Genomic DNA, 13093 nt, shown 5'->3' with positions numbered 1-13093 from the left:
CGTTTCAATAGCGCCTTAACTTGGTCGGTCGTTGTAAGCTTCAACAAATGTGTCGACCATCTCGGTCGCGTAGGGAATTTCATCAGGATCGAAACATGCAATATGGAATAGGGCTTCACCTTCGTGGCTGACGGGGATATTACTCACACCAATGACAATGCCACTTACGGTCGCATAAATACCTGTTTGTTCACCACCGTGGGGTGGTGCGATGTGCGCCAGCACTTGACCGCGGGTCACGGTGGCGCCTAGTTCAATTTTGTGCAACACCAAGCCGTCTGCTTCCGCACGTACCCACACGGAACGCTGGGCAACAACCGGTGTTACTTTTTTCCGGGTGCGACGACCTTTCATCATCTTGAGCATCTTCATCACGTTGGTGACGCCGTTTACGCCCGCTTGAATTGCTGAATAATCGAAGCGCAGTGCCTCGCCAGCTTCATATAGAATTAATGGAACGCCTAATTCAGCGGCTTGTGAACGCAAGGAGCCATCGCGATCTTTAGCATTCATGATTACCGGCGAATTAAAGGCCTCTGCCATCTGCGTGGCTTCTTCGTTATCGAGATTCACGCGAATTTGTGGCAGGTTACTGCGGTGAATCGCACCGGTATGCAAATCGATAATATGGGTCGCGCGCTCAACTAATTGGGTGCGAAACAAAAATGCTAAACGGCTTCCTAAGGCGCCACGTTCAGAGCCTGGAAAACAGCGGTTCAAATCCCGACGGTCGGGTAAGTAACGTGTTTGTTGAATAAAACCAAACATATTTACCACGGGTACCAGTAGCAGGGTGCCGGTGAGGGTTTTTGGGTCAACGATTTGTATTAAGCGCCGGCAAATTTCAACGCCATTGAGCTCATCCCCATGGATTGCCGCGCATACTAGCAAAACAGGCCCTGGCTTGGTGCCATGCAACACTTCGACGTGCAAATCTAAGGGGGTGTCACTATATAAGCGTGCTGCGGGAAGCAGCACACGTTCTTGCGTCCCGGGGGCGATACGATGCTCCCCGAGTTCAAAAGCTTGAGCGCGTTTACGTGCCATGATGCGTATCCTGAACAAACACAGCGAACGAGGATATTAGCCTCGTCCTTTGGTCCGGGTTTTATGAAGTTGTGCCGTTTTTTCAATAAAGGAAATGATTTGTGTCGCGACATCTTTGTCGGTCGCAGTTTCAATCCCCTCAAGGCCAGGCGAGGAGTTCACTTCCATCACCAATGGGCCATGATTGGAGCGAAGTATATCCACACCGGCCACGTTTAACCCCATGGTTTTTGCTGCTTTCACTGCGGTTGCTCGTTCAGCTGGACTGAGTTTCACTAAGGTTGCGCTACCACCACGATGCAAATTCGAACGGAATTCACCGGGCTTTGCCTGACGTTTCATAGCCGCAATGACTTTGTCGCCAATGACAAAACAGCGCAGATCGGCGCCACCGGCTTCCTTAATATATTCTTGCACCATAAAGTGCGCATTGAGTCCCATAAATGCTTCGATCACACTTTCCGCAGCTTTTCGGGTTTCCGCTAACACCACACCAATACCCTGGGTGCCTTCGAGTAATTTAATCACCAGCGGTGCGCCGCCGACCATATCGATCAAATCAGGAATGTCAGATGGCTTACTTGCGAAGCCCGTAACCGGCAAGCCAATACCTTTGCGGGAAAGCAATTGCAACGAGCGTAATTTATCGCGGCTGCGGCTAATGGCTACGGATTCATTGAGAGGATAGGTGCCCATCATCTCAAATTGACGTAACACGGCAGTCCCGTAGAAGGTAATGGACGCACCAATACGTGGGATCACTGCATCAAAAACCGGTAGCTCTTTCCCACGCATATGAATCTCCGGCTCTTTTGCATTGATGTTCATATAACAACGCAATGGGTCGAGTACGTGCATTTCATGACCACGTGCTTCTCCCGCTTCGATCAAACGACGGGTGGAATAGAGATTTTTATTGCGCGAGAGAATACCGATTCTCATGCTGGTTTTCCTTGTAAATATGAAGCTTCGGGATCGACTAAATAGCGTCCGTTTAACGCGCGCCGCCCTAAAAGCATACGAAATTTCATTGTATCACGGTTTGTCAGCGTCAGTTCAGCGGAAAATGTTTGCGCCTGTGACCCAAATCCTACTTGGATTGGGGTTTTAATCACGTAACGCATTTCTTTATGGCCGCCGGAGTCGGTCACTTGCCGTTGTTCCAGGATTTTTGCTTCACACACGTGTTCGGTGAGGTCATCTTGAATAGGATGTACCCATATTTTTAGCCATTCCTCGCCATCGCGGGTAAAGGGCTCAAGTTGAAAGGCATGTAAGCACGAGGTGCGTGCACCTGTATCTACTTTCGCTTTAATCGCGGAAATACCCAGTTCGGGCAAGGCTAGCCACTCGCGCCAACCGGTAATTTGTTCGGGGTGTTGGGTGTCGCTCACGCGAAAAACTCTCCTTCAACTGATCCGGAAAACGCATGGTCGCGTTTCCGTAGCTTATGATTCATATCGACTTACAGTCGGGCAATTGACACATTGTTGTGTTTATAATGCTTTAAAAATTGACGTGAATTCATGGGAAAGAACAACACATATACGGCAAATTTAGCGCAAAACATCACGGAGTGAAACATATGTCTGTCTGCAATCAGTGCAATTGTTACCAGTCGACGGGATTCGATATCAAAATGGCGTTCCAGCCTATTGTGCGTGTGCAGACGCGCGAAGTCTATGCTTATGAAGCTTTAGTGCGGGGCAGCGACGGGGAAGGCGCCGGCGAAGTTCTGTCGCGCGTGAACTCCGATAATATTTATAGTTTCGATCAAACGTGTCGTGTGACAGCAATAGAAACCGCGTCTCGGTTGGGCATTCAGGAAAAGCTCAGTATTAACTTCCTGCCAAATGCGATCTACGAACCGGAAACCTGTCTAGAGCGTACCCTGCGTACCGCAAAGAAGCTGAACTTTCCTCATAAAAATATTATTTTTGAGGTCACTGAGCACGAAAAGATCGAGAACTATGCGTTGTTGGTGGAAGTATTTGAAGCCTATAAACGACACGGGCTGCTCACGGCCATCGACGATTTTGGTGAAGGCTATGCCGGGCTCAACTTACTGGCAGATTTTCAGCCAGACATTATTAAGCTCGATATGGCATTGATTCGCAATATTCACGAGCGCCGTGTATCGCAAATTATTCTGAAAGGCATCCTCGCAGTTGCTTGCGAGCTGGATATTGTCATCATCGCGGAGGGTGTGGAAACCCAAGACGAATATAGCTATCTCTTCGATCAAGGCATCGACTTGATGCAAGGCTATTACTTTGCCAAACCGCTAGTAGAGCAATTAGTGAGTCCTTATGCTAAGTAGGGAGATGCTCCTGCCGAGTTTGCTGGAGCTCATGGAGTAGCGCGATAAACTCGTGAGAGGAGCGGTCGAGGGCGTTTTCGGAAATAAATAAATCATACCCAAGCAACTCGCGCATGTGCTGCATGCGCTGTCCGAAGGACGCCAGCACCCCATCGTATATCATGCCTGACTCAGTTTTATATCGTGATGGCACGTCAAAATACTGAGTGTAGTCTTCCAAGTCCGGAAACTGCGAACGCAGCGCCACTACCATAAGCTGGCGCTGTTCCAATAGAATGTGCACGGCCATGCGTTTATCTATATGAGCGAGAACCTCATCGTAATTGTGGACACGAAACCCAATCACGGGGATTTCCACCATATCTAAGCCACGTTGAATGCGGGGCACATCAAAGCGCAAAATATTATCCCAGTTGAGTTGCCATTGCCCTTTGCGGTGCTGATACACAATATGGCGCGGATTCATAACCAAGGATGCAGGCGGCTCAATCAATTTGCCGACCCCGAGAGCCAGTGTCACCAGCGCAAAGCCGGTACCTGCCAACAAAAAAGCCATGGGAAATTCGCTAAAGATCGCATTCAAGCTAAGGGTGACAATAAACAGGGTGCCGCCGAGTATAGTGAGCACTAAGCCATTGCGTTTGGCTTGCGGCTGCACGATTTGCTCAGGCAGAGGCGTGTGTTGTGGTTCATTCATAGCAGTGTAATCACCTTTATATGTGCATAGCGAGCCAAGTCCCTTAGGGGTTACTCCACACGAACGCCGATGGCTTCATGCAGCAGTGCTTGGGTAAAACTTGTTTTTAAATAATAGCCCCGTGGCAGGGTGCGAATGGGTTGACCGTCAGGTCCGACTCCTTGAGTTTCGACGCGACTATTGGCCGCTTTGGGGCGTAGTTGCAGTGCGATACCATGGCGCCCAGTAATCTGTTCGACACGTCCTAAAACAATGGCTTCGGTAATTTCTTCCCAATCGGCTTTTAACGTGGCCTCTTGCTCCGGAGTTGGTGTCCATAAAATAGGCACGCCAACGAGGCGCTCGGCGAGCGGTTGCTCACGGCGACCATCCACGGTAATCCACAATACCCGTTGCAATTTATTGCGCACATTGGATGTTTCCCACGTGACGCCATTAAGCCCGGTTAAGGGTGCGATACACACGTAGGTGGTTTCCAAAGGTTTCCCTTCCGGGGTAATTGGAATAGTTTTCAGCTCCACACCGAGTTCGGGAAAATCTTGTTCTGGCTTCGACCCGGCACTCGCGCCGAGGCAGGCTTCTATTAACTGTCCAGTCCAGCCTTTGGCGCTGCGCAGATCCTTTGGAACCGGCCACCCCAAGTTGGTGGCAAGTTCGCCAAGGGTATAGCCGGTGAGCTGATGGGCACGTTGCATCAGTTCATCTAAGCTGTGCGGAATCTGTTGTGGCTGTTTCAGAGCAATTCCTCGATTCATGGGTATAGTGAAAGTGGCATACATGGTTCTGTCATCTGTGCATGGTATGAAGTCTTGGATGCAGGCGCAACAAAACCGAAAAGATGTTAGCACCGTGTGAAGATATTTGCCGCGAGCGGCCCTTTGTGGAAGAATCAGTACATAGAGAAATTAAAGAGGATGCTCGCGTGATAGATGCCGAGGGATATCGTTCGAATGTCGGCATAGTGATATGTAACGAGCATGGGCAAGTATTTTGGGCACGACGATTTGGGCAGCAAAGTTGGCAATTTCCGCAAGGTGGTATTGATGATGGTGAAACGCCTGAGCAAGCCATGTTTCGGGAGCTTTACGAAGAAGTAGGGCTTCGCCCAGAGCAAGTTGAAATCGTATACACAAGTCGCACCTGGTATCGGTATCGGTTACCTAAGCGACTTGTGAGAAAAGGTGCTCGGCCTGTGTGTATCGGTCAAAAGCAAAAGTGGTTTTTGCTAAAATTGACTTGTGCCGAATCTGAAGTGGACGTGCTGCAATCTGGGCACCCGGAATTCGATGGTTGGCGCTGGGTAAGTTACTGGTACCCGGTGCGACAAGTTGTTTCATTTAAGCGTGATGTCTATCGTCGCGTGATGAAGGAGTTTGCTCCTATCGCCATGCCATTCCGGCATAAAGCTCGTTCCAAACGTCATAAACGAAAGCGATAACTTATGCTGACGACGCTGCAGCGCATAGTGGAAGTGGTGAACCAAGCGCCGGATTTGGATACGGCCTTGGAAGCTATTGTCCAGCGTGTGCGCGCCGCGTTAGGCAGTGATGTGTGTAGTGTTTACCTTGCCGATCATGAACAGCGCGAATTTGTTCTCATGGCCACTGAAGGCTTACAACTAGCGCCGGATCAGCGCGTTAGCCTGGAATTTGGCGAAGGTTTGATAAGCCTTGCCGCGCAACGTGAAGAACCCCTCAATATCGCGAATGCCGCAGAGCATCCCAACTTTAAACTGGTTGAATCGGTCGGCGAAGAAGCTTACCGCGCCATGCTCGTGGCACCCATTATTCACCAACGTAAAGTACTAGGTGTATTAGCGGTACAGCAGAAACAAGCGCGGGCATTTTCCGGAGAGGAAGAAGCCTTTGTCGTAACTCTAGCAGCCCAGCTGGCTGCGGTAATTGCCCACGCTGAAGCGAAAGGGTTAGTGAGTGGCCACTACTCACCGTGGCTCAGAAACCTCTCAGGTTTGGCAGGTGCGCCAGGTGTCGCTATTGGTGAGGCCTTTATTGGTAAGCCTGCGGCGAAGCTCAGCTCGGTGGTGCCGCGGCGCACTGAATACCCTTGGCGTGAGATTCACAAGTTCCGTAAAGCCGTGCTGCAAACCCGCATGGAGTTACGCGATCTTGCAAAACAAGTGGCCGCTTACGTCGCCGAAGATACCTTGGCTATTTTTGATGTGTACCAAGGCATGCTTGATGCAGCCAGTTTGGGTGATGCGGTAGAGAAAAAAATCAAAGATGGGTGGATGGCGCAAACTGCCGTAAAAATGGTGGTGGAAGATTTCGTTGCCCAATTTGAAGACCTCGATGATCCCTACTTACAAGAGCGAGCAGTGGATGTTCGCGATCTTGGGCAGCGGATTCTTTCTCATTTGCAAGAACGTAATGGTCAACCGCAAAGCTTCCCTGATGCCTGTATTTTGGTGGCCGAAGAAGTAACCGCCAGTATGCTTGCGGCGATTCCGCGGGATAACCTCCAAGGTTTAATTTCATTGCATGGCTCCTCCAACTCCCACGCCGCTATTATGGCTCGGAGTATGGGAATTCCTGCAGTGTTCGGATTAACCGATGTGCCGCTTACTTATTTATCTGAGAAGCACTTAATCGTTGATGGCTACAGCGGCGATGTATTTATTAACCCGCCCGCGCAACTGCTCGAAGAATACGAAGTGTTGCGAGGTGAAGAGCAGGAACTGGCGGAGAAAGTTGCTGAAGACCGCGATCAACCAGCGGAAACCGAAGACGGAATTCGGGTGAGCTTGCAGGTCAACGCCGGGTTGAATGTTGATCATGGGCATGAGCGTTGGGGCCACTACGAAGGTATTGGTCTGTATCGCACTGAAATCCCATTTATGATGCGCGAGCGTTTCCCCACAGAACAAGAACAACACGAATTATATCGCCAAACCCTGCAAACCCACCGAGATGTGCCGGTGGTGATGCGAACCTTAGATATTGGCGGCGATAAGCCGCTGTCGTATTTTCCGATTAAAGAGGAAAATCCATTTTTGGGCTGGCGCGGGATTCGTATGACCCTCGACCATCCCGAGATCTTCTTGGTGCAAGTACGCGCCATGCTGCGTGCCAACATTGGTTTGGACAACTTGCAAATCTTGCTTCCTATGGTGACCACCCTCGATGAAGTGGATGAGGCGTCACGCCTGATCAACCAAGCCTACTTTGAAGTGCGCAATGAGTTAGCCCAAGAAGATCGCGTACTGCATATCCAACGGCCCAAGGTCGGGGTGATGGTAGAAGTGCCTGCGCTCTTGTATCAGTTAGATGCCGTAGGGCGCAAAGTCGACTTTTTCTCCGTAGGTACGAACGATTTAACGCAGTACTTGCTCGCGGTTGATCGTAATAATTCGCGCGTGGCAGGCCTGTATGATGCCTATAACCCGGCGTTGTTGCATGCCTTGCAGCATATCGCCACGCGCTGTGCTGAGATACAAAAGCCAGTGAGTGTGTGTGGTGAAATGGCCGGCGACCCCGGCGGAGCGCTCTTATTGGTTGCCATGGGCTATCGCACCTTGTCGATGAGCACCCATAACTTGGATAAAATTCGCTGGATTTTGCGTCATGTCGACAGCAAAGTATTGCAAGTACTTCTCACCCAAGCGCTCTCTTGTTCCCACCCAGACCAAGTGCGCCGATTGGTCACGATGAAACTTGAAGCCCTTGGTTTAGGCGGCTTCGTACGCGCAGGGAAATAATATGATCAGCCTACTGATATGTGTTCTCGCAGGCGTTTTTGCGGGGCTCCTATCGGGCATGTTGGGCATTGGTGGCGGAGTGTTGATTGTGCCGCTGCTGATCTATTTGCTGCCAAGCCTTGGATTGCCGGCAAGTATTGTGGTGCCCACGGCGATTGGAACCAGCCTCGCAACCATAATGGTCACCACGCTATCGGGAGCCCGAGCGCATGCCAAGCGCGGCTACGTGGAATGGCCCTGGGTAAAGTTGCTACTTCCGACCTTGCTATTGGGTGGTTTTTTCGGCGCGTATTTAGGCACCCGTTTACCCGCCGAGGTGTTGCAGCGAATTTTTGCGGTGATTTTGACACTGCTGGCGGTCCGCATGATTTGGAAGCATACGCCGCATAAGCCTAAAGGTGAGCCGATCCTCTGGTTAGTCAGGGTTTGGGGCAGTGTGATTGGTGTCGTATCGGCTTTGGTAGGGATAGGCGGGGGGGCCTTAGTGGTGCCCTTGTTGCACTTTTATCAAGTGGCCATGCGTAACGCCGTTGCTGTGGCGGCGGTTACGAGTGTAGTCCTGTCGGCAGTGGGGACTGCCACCTACATGTTCGCGGCACCTGCCCTCGAACAGGGTCGTATCCCAGGGCTCATCGGATACGTGTATTTGCCGGCATGGCTCGCCATTGTGGCGACTTCAGCGATATTTGCACGGGTGGGCGCAGCTATTGCCCACCGCTTGCCAGTGCGTTATCTACAACGGGGCTTTGCCATTCTGTTAATATCCATCGCTGTGCATTTATTTATGACTTAGTCGAGATTAAAGGACGCTGCATGAACTCAGATCACCTCCAATTCCCAGCCTGGGACCCAGTCGCTATCGCAATTGGACCGCTTCAGCTTCATTGGTATGGACTCATGTATTTAGTGGGCGCTGGTTTTGCCCTGTGGTGGGGGAATCGGCAAGCGGATCGGGATCCCAGTTGGAGTCGCCAAGCGTGGCAGGACATGTTGTTTTGGGGATTTATTGCCCTGATTGTTGGCGGTCGTCTCGGTTATGCGCTGTTCTACCAGTTCCCAACCTTGATGCAAGACCCGTTGTATTTGTTCCGCTTCAGTGAAGGCGGTATGTCGTTTCATGGGGGCTTGATTGGGGCCATTACCGCGATTTTTATTTTTGCTTGGAAAACTAACCGCTCATTTTTAAGTGTCGGCGATTTTGTTGCACCGTTGGTCCCTGTAGGATTAGGTGCCGGACGCATCGGCAATTTTATTAATGGTGAGTTATGGGGCCGCGTTGCCGATGTCCCTTGGGCGATGGTGTTTCCAACAGGAGGGCCGTTGCCCCGTCATCCATCGCAACTTTATCAAGCTTTTGCCGAAGGTTTGGTATTATTTGTTGTGCTTTGGGCATTCTCGCGCAAACCGCGTCCGGTAGGTGCAGTTGGTGGATTATTTTTAGTTGGCTACGGTTGCGCACGCCTAGTTACCGAGTTGTTTAGAGAACCGGATGCGCATTTAGGTACCTTGGGTCTCTTTACCATGGGGCAGTGGTTATCCATCCCGATGGTCATTGCTGGCATTTTGCTGATGGTCTTGGCTTATCAGGGGCGTTTTGGGCCTCTTCCTGCCGGTGGCGGTGAGCCCACGCAGGGATCGGGAAAAGGCAAAGGGCAAGCAACGAAAGATTCCCTGAGTAACAACAAAACAAATAAAAATAAAACACGGAAAAAGGGCTAACTATGCGACAGTATCTCGATTTGATGCGCCACGTTTTAGAGAATGGAAGCGTAAAGGAAGATCGCACGGGCACTGGTACGCGGAGCATTTTTGGATACCAAATGCGCTTCGATTTAGCCGCCGGCTTTCCTTTAGTGACCACCAAAAAATGTCATTTACGTTCGATCATTCACGAATTGCTGTGGTTTTTGAAAGGCGACACCAATATTGGTTACCTAAAAGAGAATGGCGTGAGTATTTGGGACGGTTGGGCCACGGACTCCGGAGATTTAGGGCCTGTGTATGGCGCTATGTGGCGCAACTGGCCAACGCCAGAAGGTGGAACTCTGGATCAAATCGAAGAACTGATAGCACAGATCAAAAGTAGTCCGGACTCCCGACGATTACTGATTAGCGCCTGGAACCCGGCGTTGTTGCCGGATACATCCATGTCGCCAAAAGAAAATGCAGCAGCCGGAAAGCAAGCGCTGCCGCCGTGTCATACGTTGTTTCAGTTCTATGTTGCCGATGGCAAGCTCTCCTGCCAGTTATATCAGCGCAGTGCTGATATTTTTCTAGGCGTGCCGTTTAATATTGCGAGCTATGCGCTCTTTACCATGATGGTTGCCCAGGTGTGTGATTTGGAGCTGGGCGAATTTATCCATACTTTTGGTGATGCGCATTTATATTCCAATCATATTGAGCAAGCGCAGTTGCAATTAAGCCGTGAGCCATTACCCTTGCCGACAATGAAACTGAATCCTCAGGTAAAGAGTATCTTTGATTTTACCTACGACGATTTTGAATTGGTGGGGTACGAAGCTCATCCCCATATTAAAGCGCCAGTGGCGATCTAACTCAGTGAAGGCTAGGCACGAATCGTGATGAATGAATGGCAGCGTCGTTTTAGTGGTATCGAACGCTTATATGGAAGCGCTCAAGCGGAGTGCATTCAACAGCTACACCTTGCGGTTGTGGGATTAGGTGGCGTTGGCTCGTGGGCGGCAGAAGCCCTGGCTCGCACGGGCGTAGGCACGATCACCTTGGTGGATTTAGACGACGTCTGTTTAAGTAATACCAATCGCCAATCCCATGCCCTGACAAGCACGATAGGCCGCCAGAAGACCCACGTGATTGCCGATCGGTTACGGGATATTAATCCTGACATCAACGTGCGCGTGGTGGATAGCTTTGTCACCCCAAGCAACCTCGATGAGGTGTTTGCAGTGCGCCCGGATGGTATTTTGGATGCCATTGACAGTGTGCGCCCGAAGATCGCGTTATTGGTGTGGTGCAAGCGGCAAAAAATCAAAGTGGTGACCACTGGAGGTGCGGGCGGGCAAATTGATCCGACAGCCCTGACCGTGGCTGACGTGGCAAAGGTAACCCAAGATCCGCTCATGGCCAAGGTACGTAATCAACTCCGTCGTGATCACGGTTTTTCTAAAAACCCCAAGCGTAAATTTGGTATTGATTGTGTTTTTTCAACGGAACAGCTGCGTTACCCAGGCGCTGATGGCTCGGTGTCTTACGCTAAGCCTGGTGGCCAAGCGATGCGCCTCGATTGCGCCACAGGCTTTGGTGCATCCATGATGGTCACTGCTAGTTTTGGCCTCTTTGCTGCAGCAAAATTGTTGGAACGGAGCTTACCTCAGGTTACGCCATCATCTTAGGCGTTTAGGAATGGCGCGGAAACTGCCATAATACGCCGCCTGAAATGAATCTACGCATTTAAAACAGGGTGCCAGCTTGAGTTGACACCCGGATGTAGCATTTTTGTTTATATTCTCGCCTGATCACTTGTTTCAAGCAGGCCGCTTTTACATAATGCACGCTTATGTCGGAATCGACGTAGGAATGACGAGAAGGAAGAAGTTATGAAAATCTTGGTCGCGGTGAAGCGCGTCATTGACTACAACGTCAAAGTACGGGTGAAAGCCGATCAGTCCGATGTGGACCTCAGTAACGTGAAAATGGCGTTGAATCCATTCTGCGAAATCGCAGTGGAAGAAGCGGTGCGTTTAAAAGAAAAAGGCACTGCCGAAGAAGTGGTGGTGGTATCGATTGGACCCAAAGCCTGTCAGGAACAGATTCGGACTGCACTGGCATTAGGTGCCGACCGTGGCATTCATATCGAAACCGATACCATGCCCGATTCCCTTGCGGTAGCAAAGCTACTGCACAAAGTAGTCGACGAAGAACAACCACAGCTAGTGATTCTTGGTAAACAAGCCATCGATTCAGATAACAACCAAACCGGTCAAATGTTATCAGCGCTCACGGATATGCCTCAGGGGACTTTTGCCTCTGAAGTGCAAGTGGATGGCGACAAAGTGAATGTAACCCGAGAAGTCGACGGTGGCTTACAAACTATCGAGCTGACTCTGCCTGCGATTGTCACCACCGATCTGCGTTTGAATGAGCCCCGTTATGCGTCATTGCCAAACATTATGAAAGCCAAGCGCAAGCCTTTGGATGTGAAAACGCCGGAAAGCTTAGGTGTAGAGCTGGGCTCGAAAGTGTCGGTTCTGAAAGTGGAAGCCCCAGCTGAGCGCAGTGCCGGCGTAAAAGTGGCGGATATTGCAGAACTGGTCGACAAGCTGAAGAACGAGGCGAAAGTATTATGAGCATCTTAGTGATTGCCGAACACGACAACAAAGAACTCAATCCTGCGACTCTGAAAACATTAACCGCAGCACAGGCCATGGGTGATGATATTCATGTATTGGTGGCTGGTGAAGGATGTGCAGCGGTTGCAGACCAAGTGGCAAAAGCGGCCGGCGTTGCCAAAGTATTGTGTGCAGACCATGCGGCTTATGGCCACCAACTGGCAGAGAACATTAGTGCTTTAGTGGTGAGCCTGGCAAAAGATTACAGCCACGTCGTTGCGCCTGCGACGACAACCGGTAAAAACTTTATGCCACGCGTTGCCGTGTTACTCGATGTGGCGCAAGTCTCTGACATTATTAGCGTGGAATCAGCCGATACCTTCCGTCGTCCGATTTATGCGGGTAATGCGATTGCTACCGTGAAATCCGACGAATCCATTAAAGTGATTACCGTGCGCGCAACGGCGTTTGACGCCGTAGCAGCAGAAGGTGGTAGCGCTTCCGTAGACGCTCTCGACGCCGTATTTGAATCCGATAAAGTTCGCTATGTGGCGGAGCAAGTTGCCGCTTCTGAGCGTCCGGACTTATCCTCGGCACGTGTCGTTATCTCCGGTGGTCGCGGGATGCAAAATGGTGAAAACTTCGCGTTACTTGAAAAAGTAGCGGATAAATTGGGGGCCGCGATTGGGGCATCACGTGCCGCTGTCGACGCAGGTTTTGTACCGAATGATATGCAAGTCGGCCAGACAGGTAAGATTGTCGCGCCTGAGTTATACATCGCAGTGGGGATCAGTGGTGCGATTCAACACCTCGCCGGAATGAAAGATTCCAAGGTGATTGTCGCAATCAATAAAGATGAAGAAGCGCCTATTTTTCAGGTCGCAGACTACGGTTTGGTGGCGGATTTATTCGACGCATTACCGGAGTTGGAAAACGCTTTATCTTAACTGCGTGACAAGCAGGTCGGTCCTCTGCTAACCTGCTTGTTAATAAAGTATTACAAAAAA

General features: G+C 50.6%; 14 protein-coding genes. 9 read left to right on the top strand and 5 right to left on the bottom strand.

Annotation, left to right across the window (positions count from 1 at the left end):
• Nucleotides 1-15: 15 nt before the first annotated feature.
• Genes FM042_RS05815 through FM042_RS05805 form a run of 3 tightly spaced genes read right to left on the bottom strand, consistent with a single transcriptional unit; the run spans nt 16 to nt 2441 of the window.
• Nucleotides 16-1047, bottom strand: a complete 1032-nt coding sequence (locus FM042_RS05815; protein ID WP_143235236.1) for a succinylglutamate desuccinylase/aspartoacylase family protein — start codon at nt 1045-1047, stop codon at nt 16-18.
• A 36-nt stretch (nt 1048-1083) separates the two neighbouring features.
• A complete protein-coding gene (rimK, locus tag FM042_RS05810) occupies nt 1084-1989 on the bottom strand; it encodes a 30S ribosomal protein S6--L-glutamate ligase (protein ID WP_143235234.1) in 906 nt (301 codons plus the stop codon).
• Nucleotides 1986-2441, bottom strand: coding sequence for an ATP-dependent zinc protease family protein (locus tag FM042_RS05805; RefSeq protein ID WP_185960713.1), 456 nt, complete (start codon nt 2439-2441; stop codon nt 1986-1988). Before FM042_RS05805 ends, rimK begins: the two co-directional genes overlap by 4 nt.
• 191 nt (nt 2442-2632) lie before the next feature.
• Here FM042_RS05805 and FM042_RS05800 point away from each other — a divergent pair, with 191 nt between their 5' ends.
• Nucleotides 2633-3367, top strand: coding sequence for an EAL domain-containing protein (locus FM042_RS05800; protein WP_143235232.1), 735 nt, complete (start codon nt 2633-2635; stop codon nt 3365-3367).
• Here FM042_RS05800 and FM042_RS05795 read toward each other — a convergent pair.
• Entirely contained in the window at nt 3360-4064 is a 705-nt protein-coding gene (locus tag FM042_RS05795; protein ID WP_143235230.1) for a DUF2982 domain-containing protein, read from the bottom strand. The genes FM042_RS05800 and FM042_RS05795 overlap by 8 nt on opposite strands.
• Before the next feature lie 50 nt (nt 4065-4114).
• Entirely contained in the window at nt 4115-4819 is a 705-nt protein-coding gene (gene mutH, locus FM042_RS05790; RefSeq protein ID WP_143235623.1) for a DNA mismatch repair endonuclease MutH, read from the bottom strand.
• Between the two features lie 167 nt (nt 4820-4986).
• On the opposite strand from mutH, the gene rppH reads away from it, so the two are divergent.
• From rppH to FM042_RS05750, 8 genes are all read left to right on the top strand, one after another.
• The gene (rppH, locus tag FM042_RS05785) at nt 4987-5502 is read left to right on the top strand and encodes an RNA pyrophosphohydrolase (RefSeq protein WP_143235622.1); all 516 of its coding nucleotides are present in this window, start codon (nt 4987-4989) and stop codon (nt 5500-5502) included.
• Between the two features lie 3 nt (nt 5503-5505).
• On the top strand, nt 5506-7779 hold the full coding sequence (gene ptsP / locus FM042_RS05780) for a phosphoenolpyruvate--protein phosphotransferase (RefSeq protein ID WP_143235228.1): 2274 nt from the start codon (nt 5506-5508) through the stop codon (nt 7777-7779).
• A gap of 1 nt (nt 7780) precedes the next feature.
• Nucleotides 7781-8572: a sulfite exporter TauE/SafE family protein gene (locus FM042_RS05775; protein WP_143235226.1), complete on the top strand. Its 792-nt coding sequence runs from the start codon at nt 7781-7783 to the stop codon at nt 8570-8572.
• Nucleotides 8573-8592: 20 nt separating this feature from the next.
• Nucleotides 8593-9498: a prolipoprotein diacylglyceryl transferase gene (lgt, locus tag FM042_RS05770; protein ID WP_143235224.1), complete on the top strand. Its 906-nt coding sequence runs from the start codon at nt 8593-8595 to the stop codon at nt 9496-9498.
• A gap of 2 nt (nt 9499-9500) precedes the next feature.
• Complete coding sequence (locus tag FM042_RS05765) at nt 9501-10334, top strand: thymidylate synthase (RefSeq protein ID WP_143235222.1); 834 nt, start codon at nt 9501-9503, stop codon at nt 10332-10334.
• A 27-nt stretch (nt 10335-10361) separates the two neighbouring features.
• Entirely contained in the window at nt 10362-11150 is a 789-nt protein-coding gene (gene tcdA / locus FM042_RS05760; RefSeq protein WP_143235220.1) for a tRNA cyclic N6-threonylcarbamoyladenosine(37) synthase TcdA, read from the top strand.
• Nucleotides 11151-11354: 204 nt separating this feature from the next.
• On the top strand, nt 11355-12104 hold the full coding sequence (locus FM042_RS05755; protein WP_143235218.1) for an electron transfer flavoprotein subunit beta/FixA family protein: 750 nt from the start codon (nt 11355-11357) through the stop codon (nt 12102-12104).
• Nucleotides 12101-13033, top strand: coding sequence for an electron transfer flavoprotein subunit alpha/FixB family protein (locus FM042_RS05750; RefSeq protein WP_143235216.1), 933 nt, complete (start codon nt 12101-12103; stop codon nt 13031-13033). The genes FM042_RS05755 and FM042_RS05750 overlap by 4 nt, the downstream gene beginning before the upstream one ends.
• The last annotated feature ends 60 nt before the right edge of the window (nt 13034-13093 follow it).

It is taken from the genome of Aliidiomarina halalkaliphila (assembly GCF_007096385.1).
GTDB classification, from domain to species: Bacteria; Pseudomonadota; Gammaproteobacteria; order Enterobacterales; family Alteromonadaceae; genus Aliidiomarina; species Aliidiomarina halalkaliphila.
The sequence above is the reverse complement of the archived record's forward strand: the minus strand, read 5'-3'. Positions and strand labels throughout refer to the sequence as shown.